The 16,212-nt window shown below is 59.7% G+C and carries 17 protein-coding genes; 11 read left to right on the top strand and 6 right to left on the bottom strand.

Annotated elements, in window-relative coordinates:
• Positions 1–43 precede the first annotated feature (43 nt).
• Together M9827_RS18260 and desA are read right to left on the bottom strand one after the other, a co-directional pair.
• A complete protein-coding gene (locus M9827_RS18260; RefSeq protein ID WP_250606480.1) occupies positions 44–1,033 on the bottom strand; it encodes a GGDEF domain-containing protein in 990 nt (329 codons plus the stop codon).
• 218 nt (positions 1,034–1,251) lie between these two features.
• Positions 1,252–2,436: a delta-9 fatty acid desaturase DesA gene (gene desA / locus M9827_RS18255; protein ID WP_250606479.1), complete on the bottom strand. Its 1,185-nt coding sequence runs from the start codon at positions 2,434–2,436 to the stop codon at positions 1,252–1,254.
• 146 nt (positions 2,437–2,582) lie between these two features.
• Between desA and dibA the strand changes: the two genes are divergently transcribed.
• From dibA to M9827_RS18225, 6 genes are all read left to right on the top strand, one after another.
• A complete protein-coding gene (gene dibA / locus M9827_RS18250; protein ID WP_250606478.1) occupies positions 2,583–4,502 on the top strand; it encodes a phosphodiesterase DibA in 1,920 nt (639 codons plus the stop codon).
• A 237-nt stretch (positions 4,503–4,739) separates the two neighbouring features.
• The gene (oscA, locus tag M9827_RS18245; protein ID WP_007917682.1) at positions 4,740–4,922 is read left to right on the top strand and encodes a sulfur starvation response protein OscA; all 183 of its coding nucleotides are present in this window, start codon (positions 4,740–4,742) and stop codon (positions 4,920–4,922) included.
• 135 nt (positions 4,923–5,057) lie between these two features.
• Positions 5,058–6,071, top strand: a complete 1,014-nt coding sequence (locus M9827_RS18240) for a sulfate ABC transporter substrate-binding protein (RefSeq protein WP_250606477.1) — start codon at positions 5,058–5,060, stop codon at positions 6,069–6,071.
• A gap of 155 nt (positions 6,072–6,226) precedes the next feature.
• On the top strand, positions 6,227–7,045 hold the full coding sequence (cysT, locus tag M9827_RS18235; RefSeq protein ID WP_007917680.1) for a sulfate ABC transporter permease subunit CysT: 819 nt from the start codon (positions 6,227–6,229) through the stop codon (positions 7,043–7,045).
• A gap of 12 nt (positions 7,046–7,057) precedes the next feature.
• Positions 7,058–7,930: a sulfate ABC transporter permease subunit CysW gene (gene cysW, locus M9827_RS18230; protein ID WP_007917679.1), complete on the top strand. Its 873-nt coding sequence runs from the start codon at positions 7,058–7,060 to the stop codon at positions 7,928–7,930.
• 3 nt (positions 7,931–7,933) lie between these two features.
• The gene (locus tag M9827_RS18225; RefSeq protein WP_110720850.1) at positions 7,934–8,923 is read left to right on the top strand and encodes a sulfate/molybdate ABC transporter ATP-binding protein; all 990 of its coding nucleotides are present in this window, start codon (positions 7,934–7,936) and stop codon (positions 8,921–8,923) included.
• An 87-nt stretch (positions 8,924–9,010) separates the two neighbouring features.
• Here M9827_RS18225 and M9827_RS18220 read toward each other — a convergent pair whose 3' ends face one another.
• Positions 9,011–9,538, bottom strand: coding sequence for an Mpo1 family 2-hydroxy fatty acid dioxygenase (locus tag M9827_RS18220; RefSeq protein ID WP_250606476.1), 528 nt, complete (start codon positions 9,536–9,538; stop codon positions 9,011–9,013).
• A gap of 84 nt (positions 9,539–9,622) precedes the next feature.
• Here M9827_RS18220 and M9827_RS18215 point away from each other — a divergent pair, with 84 nt between their 5' ends.
• A complete protein-coding gene (locus M9827_RS18215) occupies positions 9,623–10,300 on the top strand; it encodes a Crp/Fnr family transcriptional regulator (protein ID WP_250606475.1) in 678 nt (225 codons plus the stop codon).
• A 195-nt stretch (positions 10,301–10,495) separates the two neighbouring features.
• Here M9827_RS18215 and uraH read toward each other — a convergent pair whose 3' ends face one another.
• Both uraH and M9827_RS18205 read right to left on the bottom strand, forming a co-directional pair.
• Positions 10,496–10,906, bottom strand: a complete 411-nt coding sequence (gene uraH / locus M9827_RS18210; RefSeq protein ID WP_250606474.1) for a hydroxyisourate hydrolase — start codon at positions 10,904–10,906, stop codon at positions 10,496–10,498.
• Positions 10,907–10,918: 12 nt separating this feature from the next.
• Positions 10,919–11,404 carry a GlcG/HbpS family heme-binding protein gene (locus M9827_RS18205; RefSeq protein WP_250606473.1) on the bottom strand — a complete coding sequence of 162 codons (486 nt, stop codon included), beginning with the start codon at positions 11,402–11,404 and terminating at the stop codon, positions 10,919–10,921.
• A gap of 136 nt (positions 11,405–11,540) precedes the next feature.
• On the opposite strand from M9827_RS18205, the gene M9827_RS18200 reads away from it, so the two are divergent.
• The 4 genes from M9827_RS18200 (at position 11,541) to M9827_RS18185 (ending at position 15,176) form a co-directional block, all read left to right on the top strand.
• On the top strand, positions 11,541–12,221 hold the full coding sequence (locus tag M9827_RS18200; protein ID WP_038367211.1) for a heavy metal response regulator transcription factor: 681 nt from the start codon (positions 11,541–11,543) through the stop codon (positions 12,219–12,221).
• Positions 12,211–13,599 (top strand): heavy metal sensor histidine kinase, encoded by a 1,389-nt coding sequence (locus M9827_RS18195; RefSeq protein WP_250606472.1) that lies wholly within the window; start codon positions 12,211–12,213, stop codon positions 13,597–13,599. Before M9827_RS18200 ends, M9827_RS18195 begins: the two co-directional genes overlap by 11 nt.
• A 112-nt stretch (positions 13,600–13,711) precedes the next feature.
• Positions 13,712–13,960, top strand: a complete 249-nt coding sequence (locus tag M9827_RS18190; protein WP_250606471.1) for a helix-turn-helix domain-containing protein — start codon at positions 13,712–13,714, stop codon at positions 13,958–13,960.
• Positions 13,953–15,176, top strand: a complete 1,224-nt coding sequence (locus M9827_RS18185) for a type II toxin-antitoxin system HipA family toxin (RefSeq protein ID WP_250606470.1) — start codon at positions 13,953–13,955, stop codon at positions 15,174–15,176. Before M9827_RS18190 ends, M9827_RS18185 begins: the two co-directional genes overlap by 8 nt.
• Before the next feature lie 3 nt (positions 15,177–15,179).
• Here M9827_RS18185 and M9827_RS18180 read toward each other — a convergent pair whose 3' ends face one another.
• Positions 15,180–16,184, bottom strand: a complete 1,005-nt coding sequence (locus M9827_RS18180; protein WP_250606469.1) for an AraC family transcriptional regulator — start codon at positions 16,182–16,184, stop codon at positions 15,180–15,182.
• Positions 16,185–16,212 lie beyond the last annotated feature (28 nt).

Here is a 16,212-nt window from a genome sequence, read left to right as displayed (position 1 = left end):
CTCGCTCCCACAGTGGGTTTGTGTTGAGGCGGGAGGACGGGGGTCAGGCAGAGATAATCCGATTCTTGCCCTGCCGTTTTGCCTCATACATCGCCCCATCCGCGCGGGCGAACAGGCTGTCGAGGCTCTCGTCTGCTTCGGTAAGACAGGTCAAGCCCTGACTGACGGTGATGCCGAATGTCTGGCCATCATGGCTGAAGCTCAATCGCTGAATCTCCTGCTGCAGCCGTTCAGCCACTTGCATGGCCATGTCCGGGGCACAACCGGGAAACACCGCCGCAAACTCTTCGCCGCCAATCCGCCCGAACAGATCGCCCCGGCGTAACGAGCCGCGTCCGCACTCGGCAATCCGCTGCAGCACGTTATCGCCTTCCGGGTGGCCGTAGGTGTCGTTGATCATTTTGAAATCATCGATATCCAGCAGCAGAAAGGCCATTTGCGCGCCCTGCACCCGCGCTTCTTCGAACGCGCGGTTGGCGCACTCGAAGAAGTGCCGACGATTGCTGCTTTGCGTCAGCACGTCGGTGGTCGCCAGACGGTGCAGCTCGGTTTCCATCTGCTTCTTGTCAGTAATGTCTTCGGCGATGCCGACGATGATCACCGGTTGCCCGGGTTCGTCCTGACGGTTGATGAAGCATTTGTCGCTGAGCCAGCGTACCTGGCCGTCGGCGGCGATGATCCGGTATTCGCGATTTTCCACCGCGCCTTTGTGCAGCACTTCGGCGAGGCTGCGTTCGGCGTAGTCGAGGTCGTCGGGGTAGATGCTGTCGCGCCACTGGTTATAGTCAGCGAGCAGCAGGCCGGCGGAGCGGCCGAAAATCCGTTCATAGGCGGGGCTGACGTACAGCACCTGCCGGGTTTCCCAGTTGAAGGCCCAGAGCACGGCATTGACGCTGACCAGCAAGGAGCTGAACAGCTGCTCACGTTCGCTCAGACGGGCGACTTCGCCCTGGGCGTGCATCAACGCCATGAGGGTTTGCGCGGCCTCGGGCCACTGCGGGAAGGATGAGTCTTTTTGATTGTTGTTGACCATCGGCACAGATCTCAAAGGACGTGCCGCAATTCGACAACGGCCACAGTACAGCCCGCCGGGATGGCGAAGTGTCTTTGAGATAGGCGATTTTTAGCGAAGTTCCCAGCGATGGCGGGGTTCCGCCGGGCGGTGAGTGGCGACGCGTTTTAGCTGTTAAAACGCGTCGTCAGGTTTTGCGACTGCTGCGCAGCCGCACGGGAGCAGGCTCCCTCGCCACATCAGACCGCTGCAGGACGCAGCGAGTAGGTTTTCAACTGGTCAGCAAATTCGCGCAGGGACTGGATGCCACTGGCTTCTGCCTCGTGAATCCACTCTTTGATGGCCGCGAGCATGTCGTGGCCATTTGCGCTGGTCTTGACCCAGATCTGCTGCAGGGCCAGGCGTTTTTCGTAAATTACCTTCAGTGCGTGGCTGTGCTCGAGCATGGTCTGGATGCGCAAGTGATGACGATCTTCCAGCAGGCTGGTTTCCCGCGACAGCAGACGCTTGGCCCGGTGGAACTGGTGACGCACCGAATGATCAACCTTGGCCAGCTCTTGCTTGACCAGCGGGCCGATCACCAATTTGCGGTACTGGGCCATGATCTGGAAGCGGTTGTTGAGGATGGCCATGGCGGTGTCCATGTCCAGATTGCCCTTGCCTTCGACACGGTGGGCGATCGGCGCCACACGCTGAACCTTGGCCAGACGCAGGAAACAGAAGACTTTGATCCACGCCCAACCGAGGTCGAACTCCCACTTTTTCACCGAAAGCTTGGCCGAATTAGGGTAGGTGTGATGGTTGTTGTGCAGTTCTTCGCCGCCGATCAGGATGCCCCATGGCACCAGATTGGTCGCCGCGTCGCGGCATTCGAAGTTGCGATAGCCGACCGCATGGCCCAGGCCATTGATCACGCCAGCAGCCCACACCGGGATCCACATCATCTGGATGGCCCAGATGGTGATGCCGATGGTGCCGAACAGCAGCAGGTCGATAACGCCCATGATCGCCACGCCCAGCAGCGGGTAGCGGCTGTAGACGTTGCGTTCGATCCAGTCTTCGGGGCAGTTCTTGCCGTAGATGCGCAGGGTTTCCGGGTTCTGCGCTTCGGCGCGATACAGCTCGGCGCCGGTGCGCAGCACAGTGGAAAGACCTTTGATGACCGGGCTATGCGGGTCGTCTTCGGTTTCGCACTTGGCGTGATGTTTACGGTGGATGGCGGTCCACTCGCGGGTGTTCTGCGCCGTGGTCAGCCACAGCCAGAAACGGAAAAAGTGCTTCAGGCCGGCATTCAGCTCCAGCGAGCGATGGGCCGAGTAGCGGTGCAGATAGACCGTGACGGCAACAATTGTCACGTGGGTCATCAGCAGGGTGACTGCGACCAGAGACCAGGCCGACAAGCCAAGAAAACCTTCGTACCACATAGGCTATAGGGCCCTCGATAAAGATAAAAACAGCCGTTGCATTATCACCAAGCACACAGATAAAACCAGTCGCCCTTTCAGATAAGAGTCGCTGGATGTTTCTTGACCTATAATTCCAACCTTTTTGTGGGGACATGGACAGCCGAATGCGTGCCACTTACCGCGATGCCTTGCGTGCAGCGCTGCTCTATCTCGTGCTTGCCGCTGTCTGGCTGCAGGGTACTGATCATTTATTAAACAATTTCTTCGATAACTCCGTCGATCTTGCCCGATGGCAACTGATCAATGGTTACGTGTTTGCGGTGCTCAGCGCCGGGCTGATCTTCCTCGCGCGAGCACGCTTGTGTGAGTTCCTCGGGATTGGTGCACGTTTGCGCGAGCGCCACGCTGATCGCGAACGCCTGCGTCAAGCGGCGGCCGTGTTCGATTGCACCCGCGAAGGGGTGTTGGTCACCAACCACCAAGGGCTGATCGTGCATGTCAATCGCGCGTTCATCGAGATCACCGGTTATCAGCGCGAAGAAGTCCTCGGGCAGCAGCCGAGCCTGTTCAAGTCCGGCCATCATCCACCGGGGTTCTATCAAGCGATGTTCGCCACTCTGGAATCGCTGGGCGAATGGAGCGGCGAGATCTGGAACCGGCGCAAAAGCGGCGAGATTTATCCACAGTGGCAAACCATCCGGGTCATTCATGATGATCAGCGCCGGCTCAGCCATTACGTCGCGGTGTTTTCCGACATCAGCGCAATCAAGGATTCCGAACACGAGCTCAAACACCTTGCGCACCACGATCCGCTGACCGATCTGCCCAATCGCCTGCTGTTCAGCGACCGTGCCGAACAGGCACTGGCCTCGGCGCAGATCCACAAGCGCGGCTGTGCGTTGCTGATGCTCGATCTCGATCATTTCAAAATGATCAACGACAGCCTCGGCCATAACGTCGGCGATCGCTTGCTGAAGGCGGTGGCGGCGCGCCTGCAAGCGCTGTTTGGCCCCGGCATTACCCTGGCGCGCCTAGGGGGCGACGAGTTCGCGGTGCTCGCGGAAAGTTGTCCACAGCCGGTGCAGGCAGCGGCGCTGGCGCAACGGATTCACGATGCGCTAAAGGAGCCGTTCTGCATCGATGGCCATCAGCTGTTCATCAACGCCAGCCTCGGCATCAGCCTGTTCCCCAGTGACGCCTTGAGTGCAGAGCAACTGTTGCGCAATGCCGATGCGGCGCTGTTCAAGGCCAAGAGTAGCGGGCGTAACGGCTACGCCTTGTATACCGAAGAACTCACCGCCCACGCCCAGCAACGTGTGGAGATTGCATTCGAGCTGCGCCGGGCGCTGGAGCAGCAGGAACTGCGGGTGTACTACCAACCGGTGCATGACTTGAAAACCAGTCGCCTGATTGGCGTTGAAGCGCTGGTTCGCTGGCAGCACCCGCAGCGTGGCCTGGTGTCGCCGGCGGAATTCATCCCGATTGCCGAACGCACCGGGTTGATCGCCGATATCGACGCGTGGGTGATGCAGCAGGCGTGCCGGCAGATGTGCCAATGGCAGCAGGCCGGGGTGGTGCTGTCATTTGTCGCGGTGAACGTGTCGTCGCGCCTGTTTGCCCGGCGCGAGTTGTACCAGCAGGTGGCGCAGGTGCTACATGAAACCGGACTGGATCCGGCGTATCTGGAGCTGGAAGTCACTGAAAGTGCGGTAATGGATGATCCGGAAGTGGCGCTGGAGCAGATGCACCGTTTGCGCGAGTTGGGTATTCGCCTGGCCATCGATGATTTCGGCACGGGCTATTCCTCATTGCTGCGGCTCAAGCGGCTGCCGGTGCAGAAGCTGAAGATCGATCAGGGTTTCGTCGCCGGGTTGCCGTGGGACGAGGATGACGTGGCGATTGTCCGGGTGATCATCGCGCTTGCGCGGAGCATGGGCATGCAGGTGCACGCCGAGGGTATCGAGCAGGTTGAGCAGGCGGCGTTTTTGCTGGGGCAGGAATGTGATCTGGGGCAGGGGTATTGGTTTGGGCGGCCGGTTCAAGCGCAGGAGATTGATTGGGCAAGAACACCGGTGATTGGTTAAAAGATCAAAAGATCGCAGCCTTCGGCAGCTCCTACACCGATCCCTGTAGGAGCTGCCGAAGGCTGCGATCTTTTGCTCCACCAACGCGCAAACCCTTGCCGTGCCACATAATGTTTTCTGGTTATATAAACATTCTTAAATAGTCTTTTTAAGAATATATGTGCCTCTCTTATATTGCTCCCACGCCGAACGCAGTGCCGCCCACTGCCAGGCATATCCCATTCAAGGAGCAGCACCATGAGCGCATCCCTTCGCAGCGTTGACGGTCAGGACGAAAGCACCATCTTGCGTGAAATCCAGAGCGCCCTGCGCGATCTGCGGTTCGGCGCGGTGGAGATCACTGTGCACAACGCGCAAGTCGTACAGATCGAACGCAAAGAGAAATTCCGGTTGCAGCAACCGGGCAAACAACCGGGCTAAAAGATCGCAGCCTGCGGCAGCTCCTACAGGGGGCTGTGCGTAGGAGCTGTCGAAGGCTGCGATCTTTGAACCGACAACACGATTCCCGAAATACATAAAAAAAAGCCACCACCCAGAATTCCAGGAGCTTTCACCATGTCGTCGATTCGCCGTTACGCTTTGGCCGCACTGGCCAGTGCTGTGTTTGCCGGTTCCGCCGTTGCCAAGGATTACGAACTGCTCAACGTCTCGTATGACCCGACGCGCGAGCTGTATCAGGACTACAACGCTGAATTCATCAAGTTCTGGCAGAAAGATCACGCCGGCGACACCGTGAAAATCCAGCAATCCCATGGTGGTTCGGGCAAGCAGGGCCGCGCAGTGATCGACGGTCTGCGCGCCGACGTTGTGACCCTGGCGCTGGCCGGCGACATCGACGAAATCGCCAAACTCGGCAAAACCCTGCCCGCCGATTGGCAGAAACGTCTGCCGGACGCCAGCACCCCGTACACCTCGACCATCGTGTTCCTGGTGCGCAAGGGCAACCCGAAAGGCATCAAGGACTGGGGCGATCTGGTCAAGAACGACGTCTCGGTGATCACCCCGAACCCGAAAACCTCCGGCGGTGCGCGCTGGAACTTCCTCGCCGCTTGGGCCTACGGTCTGAAAGCCAACGGCGGTGATGAAGCCAAAGCCAAAGAATACGTACAGACCCTGTTCAAACACGTGCCCGTGCTGGACACCGGCGCTCGCGGTTCGACCATCACCTTCGTCAACAACGGTCAGGGCGACGTGCTGCTGGCCTGGGAAAACGAAGCGTTCCTGGCGTTGAAAGAAGATGGCGGCGCCGACAAGTTCGACATCGTCGTGCCTTCGCTGTCGATCCTCGCCGAGCCACCGGTGGCCGTGGTCGACAAGAATGCCGAGAAGAAGGGCAACGCGCAGATCGCCGAAGCCTACCTGAAACATCTGTACAGCCCGGCCGGTCAGGAGATTGCCGCAAAGAACTTCTACCGTCCGCGTGACAAGGACGTGGCCGCGAAGTATGCCCAGCAGTTCCCGAAACTGGAACTGGTGACCATCGACAAGGACTTCGGCGGCTGGAAAACCGCGCAGCCGAAATTCTTCAATGATGGTGGCGTGTTCGACCAGATTTATCAGGCGCAGTAATCTCACCCTTAACCAGCCTGATGTTTGGGCACATGACATGTGGGAGCGAGCCTGCTCGCGAAGGCGGTATTTCAGGCGACAAGGATGTTGACTGATACTCCCTCTTCGCGAGCAGGCTCGCTCCCACATTGATGCGTTTTTAACCAGGGACTTTTATGTCGCGTCGTATCTCCCCCGTCATACCCGGCTTCGGGCTGACGCTGGGCTACACCTTGGTGTACCTCAGCCTGATTGTGCTTATCCCGCTGGCGGCGATGTTCGTCCACGCCGCCCAACTCACCTGGGATCAGTTCTGGACGATCATCTCCGCGCCGCGTGTGCTGGCCGCTTTGAAGCTGAGCTTCGGCACTGCGCTGTGTGCGGCGATCATCAACGGCATCATCGGCACGCTGCTGGCGTGGGTGCTGGTGCGCTACACCTTCCCCGGGCGCAAGGTGATCGACGCGATGATCGATCTGCCGTTCGCCCTGCCGACTGCGGTGGCCGGTATTGCGCTGACCGCGCTGTACGCGCCGGCCGGTCTGGTCGGCCAGTTCGCCGCCGACCTCGGTTTCAAAATCGCTTACACCCCACTCGGTATCACTCTGGCGCTGACCTTCGTGACCCTGCCGTTCGTGGTGCGCACGGTGCAGCCGGTACTGGCCGACATTCCCCGTGAAGTCGAGGAGGCCGCCGCGTGCCTCGGTGCGAAGCCATGGCAGGTGTTTCGCCACATCCTCGTTCCCGCGTTGCTGCCTGCCTGGCTGACCGGTTTTGCCCTGGCCTTTGCCCGTGGCGTCGGCGAGTACGGTTCGGTGATTTTCATCGCCGGCAACATGCCGATGAAAACCGAGATCCTGCCGCTGCTGATCATGGTCAAACTCGACCAATACGATTACACCGGCGCCACTGCCATCGGCGTGCTGATGCTGGTGGTTTCCTTCGTCCTGTTGCTGCTGATCAACTTGCTGCAGCGGCGCATCGAAACCCCATAAGGAGGCGCGAACATGTCCCAATCGTCTATTGCTGCCGCCTCTTCGGCCAACGCTGCGCGCCGTGGCAGTGCCACTTCGCGCAGAATCCTGATCGGTCTTGGCTGGCTGATCTTTTTCCTGTTTCTGCTGCTGCCATTGTTCATCGTGGTGTCGCAGGGTTTGAAGAATGGCCTCGGCGCATTTTTCACCGCGATCTTTGAACCGGACGCACTGTCGGCACTGAAACTCACCGTGTTCGCCGTGTTGATTTCGGTGCCGCTGAACCTGGTGTTCGGTGTCAGCGCCGCGTGGTGCGTGAGTAAATACTCGTTCCGTGGCAAGAGCATGCTGGTGACGCTGATCGACCTGCCGTTTTCGGTGTCGCCGGTAATCGCCGGTCTGGTCTACGTGTTGATGTTCGGCGCACAAGGCCTGTTCGGGCCGTGGCTGCAGGATCACGACATCCAGATCGTCTTCGCCCTGCCGGGCATTGTGCTGGCGACGATCTTCGTCACCGTGCCGTTTGTGGCCCGTGAGCTGATCCCGCTGATGCAGGAACAAGGCACGCAGGAAGAGGAAGCCGCGCGCCTGCTCGGTGCCAACGGCTGGCAGATGTTCTGGCACGTCACCGTGCCCAACATCAAATGGGGCCTGATCTATGGCGTGGTGCTGTGTACCGCACGGGCCATGGGCGAGTTCGGTGCGGTGTCGGTGGTCTCCGGGCATATTCGCGGGGTGACCAACACCTTGCCGCTGCACGTCGAGATCCTCTACAACGAATACAACCACGTGGCCGCGTTCGCCGTGGCGAGCCTGTTGCTGATCCTGGCGCTCTTCATCCTGCTGCTCAAGCAGTGGAGCGAAAACCGTATCAACCGCCTGCGCGCCAGCGCCGCGGAGGAATAATTCATGTCGATCGAAGTGCGTAACGTCAGCAAGAATTTCAACGCGTTCAAGGCGCTGGACAACATCAGCCTGGACATTCACAGCGGTGAGCTGGTCGCGTTGCTCGGCCCGTCCGGCTGCGGCAAGACCACCCTGCTGCGGATCATCGCCGGCCTGGAAACCCCGGATAACGGCAACATCGTGTTCCATGGTGAAGACGTTTCCGGCCACGACGTGCGTGATCGCAATGTCGGTTTCGTGTTCCAGCATTACGCCTTGTTCCGCCACATGACCGTGTTCGACAACGTCGCATTCGGCCTGCGCATGAAACCGAAAAACCAGCGCCCGAGCGAAAGCCAGATCGCGACCAAGGTCCACGAACTGCTGAACATGGTGCAACTGGACTGGTTGTCGGATCGCTACCCGGAGCAGTTGTCCGGTGGTCAGCGTCAGCGCATCGCATTGGCTCGTGCCTTGGCGGTGGAGCCGAAAGTGCTGCTGCTGGACGAGCCGTTCGGCGCCCTCGATGCCAAGGTGCGTAAGGAGTTGCGCCGCTGGCTCGCACGACTGCACGAAGACATCAACCTGACCTCGGTGTTCGTGACCCACGACCAGGAAGAAGCGATGGAAGTCGCCGACCGTATCGTGGTGATGAACAAGGGTGTGATCGAGCAGATCGGCTCACCGGGCGACGTTTACGAAAACCCGGCCAGCGATTTCGTTTATCACTTCCTCGGCGATTCGAACCGCTTGCTGTTGAGCGACGACAACCACGTGCTGTTCCGCCCGCATGAAGTGTCGCTGTCCAAACATGAGCTGGAAGATCACCATGCGGCTGAGGTGCGTGACATTCGCCCGTTGGGCGCGACCACGCGGGTGACGCTGAAGGTGGAAGGGCAGACGGATCTGATCGAGGCCGAAGTGGTGAAAGACCATGACAGCCTGATCGGTCTGGCCAAGGGTGAAACCCTGTTCTTCAAGCCGAAGGTCTGGCAGAAAGTCGCCAACCTCTAAGATCAAAAGATCGCAGCCTTCGGCAGCTCCTACAGGGAAACGCATTCCAATGTAGGAGCTGCCGCAGGCTGCGATCTTTTAAGCGGCCTAAGCCGCCGCTTTGCGATTCGGATTGACTCGCACCACCCCCGCCCGCGCTTCGATCTGTTCTTTCAATTCATGGCGCATCCCGAGGATGAACGCCAACTCGGCGACGACAAACAACGGCCCGACAATCAGCCCCGATAAATCATCGACAAACGCCGGTTTGCGTCCTTCATAGTGATGCCCGACAAACTGGATCACCCAGCCGATCACAAACATCGCCAGGCCACTGCTTAGCCAGACCAGGGTGCTTTGCTGCGCCAACGCATGCCCGGCCCAGACCGATAGCCCCATCAGCACCGTCATCAAGACCCCCAGCTTCACTTCCAGCCGCAAATAAAACCACGCCGAGGCCAGCGCCACGACAACGGCCGGAGATAGCCACAACATGCCCAGCGACCATTCCGGCCGCGACAACAAAACTGCCACGGCCACCACAATCAGCGGAATGCCGATAAAGTGGCTGGCGATGTTGCGCGGATCACGGTGGTAGGCGGCGTATTGACTGAGATGGTCGACGAGGCTTTTCATTGTTGTTCCTCCGGTAGGGTTGATCGCATCATCCCTCGGGATCAGGGTTCGCTCTGTCAGGCAGGCGACAGTCCAGGAGTGTTTATGCAAATACGTTCGCGGCTGATGCATGGCCAGTGGTTCAGTCATCTGCCGGCATCCTTTCAGGATAGTCTGCTGGCGACAGCGCGAGAGCGGCGGCTGACGGCGGGGCAACGCCTGTTCCAGCGTGGCGATGCGCCGTGTGGCTTGTACGCGGTGCTCGATGGCGCCGTGCGTATAGGCGCGGTGAGTGAGCAGGGCAAAGAGGCGTTGTTGAGTCTGGTGGAAGCGCCGCACTGGTTCGGCGAAATCTGCCTGTTCGATGGCCAGCCGCGCACCCATGACGCCTACGCGGTCGGGCCGTGCACCTTGCTCAATATTCCTCAGCCGACGTTACTGAAACTGCTCGACGAGCAGCCGGTGTACTGGCGACATCTGGCGCTGCTGATGAGTCATAAACTGCGTCTGGCCTTCATCAACCTCGAACAACTGAGCCTGCTGCCGGCCCCGGCACGTCTGGCCCATCGACTGCTGATGATCGCCGAAGGCTACGGCGAACTCGACGCGCCACGCCGCGTGCTGCAACTGCCGCAGGAGCAATTGGCATCGATGCTGTCGCTGTCGCGGCAGACCACCAACCAGATTCTCAAGGATCTGCAGGGGCAGGGGATTATCGGGCTCGGGTACGGCGAGATTGAAATCCTCGACGCTGCGCGATTGCGCAGCCTCGCCACGATCTAAAAACACCCATTCCAGACACCACGAACTTGTGGGAGCTGGCTTGCCAGCGATAGCGGAGCATCAACCGACATTGATGTTTTCTGAACGGCCGCCATCGCTGGCAAGCCAGGCTCCCACAGGGTTTCGGGCTTTCGTGACATCTCAGGCAAAGCACAGAACCTGTAGGAGTGAGCCTACAGGGGATTTTTATGGCGATCAGGAACCGCGATAGGTCGAGAAGCCGTACGGGCTGAGCAGCAGCGGGATGTGGTAGTGCTGATCGGTCTGCTTCACTTCGAAGATCACCGGAATCTCCGGGAAGAACGTGTCGTGCTTGACCTTCTTGAAGTACTCGCCGGTCTTGAACACCACCCGGTATTCACCTGCTTCGAAAGGCTGTTTGGCCGGGAACAGTTCGGCAATCCGCCCTTGTTCATTGGTTGTGCCTTGAGCCAGGGGCTGCCAGTTCTGGCCGACGTGTTTCTCCAGTGTCACGTCGATGCCCGGCGACGGCAGGCCGTTTTCCAGGTTGAGCACGTGCACGCTCAACGGGTTGCCGGCGGCGAGGGTCAGACTTGAAAAAGCGCTCAGGCCGAGCGCAGCGAGGGTCATGCGCAAAGTCGTCATGGATGAAACTCCTTATTGGGAACGGGTAGTGGCCAGACCGGTTTTCTCGGCCGCCTTGATTGCACAGTTTTCGTCTTGCTCACCGCCGCCGGAACCGGCCACGCCCATGGCGCCGACCAGTTCCGTGCCGAGGAACAGCGGAATGCCGCCGCCGAGTAACAGCAACTCGTCGAGGGTGTTGAGGTTGGCGGTTTCCGGATTGCTGCGAGCGCGTTCGGCAAACAAGCGGGTGGCGGTTTTGCTCGACAGCGCGGTGTAGGCCTTGCGTTGGCTGGCGGCGGTGTTGTGCGGACCGACGCCGTCGCCGCGAAGGGTTACCAACAGATTGCCGCCCCGGTCGAGCACCGACACCGTGCCGGTGCAGTTGGCCAATGCGCTGTCAGCGAGCAGCCGTGCGGTTTTCAGGTCGAGGTCAGCGTGACGCGGCAGTTCCGGGCTGGCGACAGCGGCACCACTGAGGCCGATCATCAGGCTTGCAACGAAGTATTTGACGGTCATGGACAGGCTCCAAAAGCGAAGGTGATCACCTTAATCGCCGGACTTCGTCAGAACCTCGTCAGTCTGATTACAAGTTTGTAATGGGCAACGCCGCCGAAGGCGCCTAGCCTGTACGCCTGATCAATCGAGGTGTGCCATGCGTTTGCTGGTCGTAGAAGATGAAGCCAAAACCGCAAATTTCCTCGCCAAAGGCCTGGGCGAGTCGGGTTTTGCCGTAGACGTGGCGCTCAATGGCCTCGATGGGCGCTATTTTATCGAGCAGCAGGAGTACGACCTGATCATCCTCGACGTGATGCTGCCGGGCCTCAACGGTTGGCAATTGCTGCAACTGATCCGCCAGCGCGGCGCCACGCCGGTGTTGTTTCTCACCGCCAAGGACGCTATTGAAGACCGCGTGCGCGGCCTCGAGCTGGGCGCTGACGATTACTTGCTCAAACCCTTCGCCTTCGCCGAACTGCTCGCGCGGGTACGCACCTTGCTGCGGCGTGGGCCGATGCGCGAAGCGGAGTCGTACACCATCGCCGATCTGGAAATCGACGTCCTGCGCCGCCGCGTCAGCCGTGGTGGCCAGCGCATTGCCCTGACCAACAAGGAATTCGCCCTGCTGCAATTGCTCGCCAGTCGCCAGGGCGAAGTGCTGTCGCGCACGCTGATCGCCTCGCAGGTGTGGAACCTGAATTTCGACAGCGACACCAACATGGTCGAGGTTGCAGTGCGCCGTTTGCGCTCCAAAGTCGATGATCCCTACATGCCGAAACTGATCCACACCGTGCGCGGTGTCGGTTATCAATTGGAAGCGCCTGACGATGCGCTCTAGGTCGATCGCCTGGCGCCTGGCGCTGGCGTTCGCATTGGTCTGCGCTTTGGTGCTGAGCGCGATTGGCGTGTTTCTCTACCGCTCGCTGGCCACGGAAATCGCCTGGCGTGATGACCTCGCGTTGCTTGGGCGGCTGGAACAGGTCCGCGCCTTGCTCGCCGACAGCGACAGCCTGGGCGCCTTGCAGGCACGGCCGCGGTTGTATCAAAACATGCTCGGTAATCTCGACAGCCTGTTGCTGGTGCGCCGCGCCGATGGTTCCAGTGTGATCGCCATTAATCCACGTCAACGCGAATTGCCGGCGCTGAACGCGATCCCCCGCGAGCAAACGCCGCAGCGCCGCGACGTGCTGACGTGGCAAGCGCCGGATGGTGCCGAGCTGGCGCTGTTGTCCGGTGAAGCGCAAGGGCCGAACGGTGAGCCGCTGACCGTCATCGCCGGCAAGGTGCTGAGCGAACGCGAACAGATGCTCGCCAGTTACCGTTTACGCCTTTATCTGGCCGTCGGCGTCGGTGCGTTGCTTGCCTTTGCCTTGGGCTTGCTGTTGCTGCGCCGGGGTCTGCAACCGTTACGGCAGTTGAGCGCAGCGGTGCGCGGCATCGATCTGCGCAGCCTCGACCAACGCTTGCCCGCCAACGGCACGCCCGCCGAACTGCTTGAACCGGTGCAGGCGCTCAACGGCATGCTCGCGCGGCTGGACGACAGCGTGCAGCGCCTGTCGCAGTTCTCCGCTGACCTCGCCCACGAGATTCGTACGCCGCTGCACACCTTGTTGGCGAGCAACGGGCAGGCGCTGAATCATCCGCGCAGCACCGAGGAGTATCAGGAAGTGCTGGCTTCGAACATGGAAGAGTTCGAACGGCTCAAGCGCATGGCGGAAAACCTGATGTTCCTTGCCCGCGCTGAGCAGGCCGAGCGCGCGCTCAATCTGCAAACGCTGGACTTGCACAGCGTTGGCGGTGAACTGTGTGACTACTTTGAAGCCTTGGCCGATGACCGCGATCTACGGCTGGAGAATCAATTGCACGGCGAACTGTTTGCCGATCAGCAACTGTTGCAGCGTGCGCTGGGCAATCTGCTGGCCAATGCCGTGCGTCATGCCGATCCCGGAACCGTGATCAGCCTGCGTCGCCGCGATGAGTCAGGTTGCTGCTGGTTGCAGGTGCACAACCACGGCCCGGCCATTGCGCCAGAGCACCTGGGCAAACTGTTCGACCGTTTCTACCGCGTCGATCCTGCACGGGCAGAGCCGGGGGATTCCGGTGGGTTGGGGTTGGCGATTGTGCAGTCGATCATGCAATTGCATGGCGGGCAGGTGCGGGTGAACAGTGATGCTGACGGCAGCGTTTTTGAGTTGGGCTTTGCGGTGGTCCGGTGACAGCTTCTTGATCATTCCAAATTAGGCTAAGCTCGATCAATGACTGCATCAAATATGATGCAAAATAAAGAAATAGTTTAGATTTGCATCGTAAATAATGCAGGATTTCGTCATGGAACAGCTTGGTGAGTTGATTAGAGCTTTGCGCAAGGCAAGCAAACTGTCGCAGCAGGCGCTGGCCCAGCAATACGGCATGAGTCGCGCGACCATCTCGGGAATCGAAAACAACACGGTCTCGGAAATCGGTTTGCGCAAGGTGGAAGCGATCCTGAACGGGTTCGGCTATGAGTTGACGGCGGTTCCCCGTCAGTCTCGCCGCCCGACGCTTGATGCGCTGCAAAAGGTAAATTTCCATGACTGAATCGACGGATCGATTGAACGTCTGCGTCGGTGGGCAAATAGCGGGAACACTGGGGCGCGGGCAGGATCGCGCGGATAGCGTCTTCAGTTACCGCGAAGAGACCAGTGACAAAAACGCCGTGTCACTGACAATGCCGCCCCGTCTGGAAACTTATGGTTGGGAGCATGGTATCCATCCGGTCTTCGAGATGAATTTGCCTGAGGGTGCGCTGCGTGATGAGCTGGTCCGGCGCTTCAGTAAAGCGGTTCGTGGTTTCGATGACTTTGCATTGTTGGCGATCGTCGGTCCTTTTCAACTCGGTCGTTTGTCAATTGCCAACGCATCGCCGGCGGACTGCCCGCCCGAAACGTCTCTGGCCGATCTGCTGGTGCACGATGGCGCGCAAGGCTTGTTTGAGGATCTGTTGCAAACCTATGGTCAGTATTCCGGGGTGTCAGGTGTGCAGCCCAAAGTGCTGGTACGTGACAGTACTGCTGGGATTGATCGCCTGACTCATCGAGGGTCAACCCATCTGGTCAAAGCGTTTCGTGCCGATGAATATCCGCAGTTGGCAACCAACGAATACTTCTGCATGCGTGCCGCGCAGCACTGCGGGCTTGAAGTGCCAAAGTTCGAGCTCAGCGAGCAGGGCAAATTTCTGGTCATCGAGCGCTTTGACTTGAGCTCTACGGGCTACCTCGGTTTCGAGGACTTTTGCGTACTCAATGGTTGGTCATCGAAGGCCAAATACGACGGCTCTTACGAAGGTGCGGCCCGGCAGATCAAAGCGTTTGTGTCACCCGCGCTGCTCAATCAGGCGCTGGAAGCATTTTTCAAAATAGTGGCTTTGTCCGCAGGCCTGAAAAACGGCGACGCGCATCTAAAAAATTTTGGCGTGCTTTACGAAAACTGCGGTGAGGAATCAGTAATCAGGCTCGCCCCCGCATACGACATCATCACCACCTCGGTCTACATAAAGAACGACAGTATGGCGTTGCTGTTGGGTGGTTCGAAGGCCTGGCCAAAGCACAAAATGCTGGTGCGCTTTGGTCGAACTGCCTGCAATCTGACCGAAGCGCGTTGCAATGAATTACTGCAGCAAGTCGCTAATGGCATGCAGATAACGATGGGCGAAATGGCCGAGTACAGCGCAGGTCATCCAGCGTTCGCTGAGATGGGTGCTGCGATGATCGAACAATGGTTGTCTGGTATGGCGCGCAGCCTGAGTAAAAGCTGACGATCAGCGCAAGCCATCGCGAAACTGCCCCGGCGTCAGCCCCGTCCAGCGCTTGAACGCGCGGCTGAAGCTGCTGGTGTCGGCAAAACCCAGCAAATAACTCACCTCACTCAACGAGCACTGCGGATCGCGCAGGTGCAGCAGCGCCAGATTCTCGCGGCTCTCGTTGAGCAACGTATCAAAGCGACAACCTTCATCCGCCAGATGCCTTTGCAGACTGCGCAGACTCAGGTGCAAGGCCTGAGCAATCCGTTCGGCACTGGGCTCACCTTCCGGCAGTTGCTCTTCAATGGCATCGCGAACCTTGCGCTCCCAGGTCAGCGGCTGGAGCTGGGCCATCGTGCGATTGAGCACCGCTTCATTGTGTTCGGCGAGTTCCGGGTTGGCGTCGTCGAGGTGGCTGTCGAAGTCGGCGAGGGCGAACTCCAGGCGATCCTCGACGCAGCCGAAGTGCACCGGGGCGCGGAAGACTTTGTGCCATTGCTGCGAATCGCTCGGTTCCGGGCGGCGCAGGTACACGGCCAGCGGCGCGTAGTCGCGGCCGAGGCGATTGCGGCAGGTGCGCACGTAGATCGCGGTGAAGGCGTCGATGGCTTCGAAGGCTGGCGCCGGATTGCCTGACGGAATTTTCAGACGGAATTGGTAGCGGTCGTCGCCGCGGCTCAGCTCCAGCTCCAGCGCATCGCTGACCACCGGGTGATAGCGCACGATGCGTTCGAACACTTCGCGCAAACTGCCGCTGGCCACCAGCGCATAACCGAGTGCATGAAAAGTAGTCGGGCTGACGAACCGCGATACGCGCAAACCAATCGCCGGGTCGCCGCTGCTCTGCACGGCAATTTCCCACAGGCGCGTGGTGCCGGACAGTGGATAGCGCGCGTTGGGGTCGTCCATCAAGTTCGGGTCGAGCCCGGCCTGTTGGCACAGGGCAATGCTGTCCAGCCCCAGCGCATCGAGTTGCTTGCGCAAGGCACGGGTCCAACTGGCGAGAGAGGTCGGTTCCTTCATGCTGATTGGCGCTTCCGGTCAACAGGTT

The sequence above is a fragment of the Pseudomonas sp. AKS31 genome (genome assembly GCF_023634765.1).
Classification (GTDB): domain Bacteria; phylum Pseudomonadota; class Gammaproteobacteria; order Pseudomonadales; family Pseudomonadaceae; genus Aquipseudomonas.
This window is presented reverse-complemented; position numbering and strand designations above follow the sequence as displayed.

Bases quoted from the DNA above. Each gene is read 5' to 3' on its own strand.
- oscA (WP_007917682.1), top strand. From the start codon at position 4,740: ATGAGCGCATCCCTTCGCAGCGTTGACGGTCAGGACGAAAGCACCATC.
- cysT (WP_007917680.1), top strand. From the start codon at position 6,227: ATGTCGCGTCGTATCTCCCCCGTCATACCCGGCTTCGGGCTGACGCTG.
- M9827_RS18185 (WP_250606470.1), top strand. From the start codon at position 13,953: ATGACTGAATCGACGGATCGATTGAACGTCTGCGTCGGTGGGCAAATA.
- desA (WP_250606479.1), bottom strand. From the start codon at position 2,436: ATGTGGTACGAAGGTTTTCTTGGCTTGTCGGCCTGGTCTCTGGTCGCA.
- M9827_RS18195 (WP_250606472.1), top strand. From the start codon at position 12,211: ATGCGCTCTAGGTCGATCGCCTGGCGCCTGGCGCTGGCGTTCGCATTG.
- M9827_RS18200 (WP_038367211.1), top strand. From the start codon at position 11,541: ATGCGTTTGCTGGTCGTAGAAGATGAAGCCAAAACCGCAAATTTCCTC.
- M9827_RS18180 (WP_250606469.1), bottom strand. From the start codon at position 16,184: ATGAAGGAACCGACCTCTCTCGCCAGTTGGACCCGTGCCTTGCGCAAG.
- M9827_RS18260 (WP_250606480.1), bottom strand. From the start codon at position 1,033: ATGGTCAACAACAATCAAAAAGACTCATCCTTCCCGCAGTGGCCCGAG.
- M9827_RS18215 (WP_250606475.1), top strand. From the start codon at position 9,623: ATGCAAATACGTTCGCGGCTGATGCATGGCCAGTGGTTCAGTCATCTG.
- uraH (WP_250606474.1), bottom strand. From the start codon at position 10,906: ATGACGACTTTGCGCATGACCCTCGCTGCGCTCGGCCTGAGCGCTTTT.
- cysW (WP_007917679.1), top strand. From the start codon at position 7,058: ATGTCCCAATCGTCTATTGCTGCCGCCTCTTCGGCCAACGCTGCGCGC.
- M9827_RS18240 (WP_250606477.1), top strand. From the start codon at position 5,058: ATGTCGTCGATTCGCCGTTACGCTTTGGCCGCACTGGCCAGTGCTGTG.
- dibA (WP_250606478.1), top strand. From the start codon at position 2,583: ATGCGTGCCACTTACCGCGATGCCTTGCGTGCAGCGCTGCTCTATCTC.
- M9827_RS18190 (WP_250606471.1), top strand. From the start codon at position 13,712: ATGGAACAGCTTGGTGAGTTGATTAGAGCTTTGCGCAAGGCAAGCAAA.
- M9827_RS18205 (WP_250606473.1), bottom strand. From the start codon at position 11,404: ATGACCGTCAAATACTTCGTTGCAAGCCTGATGATCGGCCTCAGTGGT.
- M9827_RS18225 (WP_110720850.1), top strand. From the start codon at position 7,934: ATGTCGATCGAAGTGCGTAACGTCAGCAAGAATTTCAACGCGTTCAAG.
- M9827_RS18220 (WP_250606476.1), bottom strand. From the start codon at position 9,538: ATGAAAAGCCTCGTCGACCATCTCAGTCAATACGCCGCCTACCACCGT.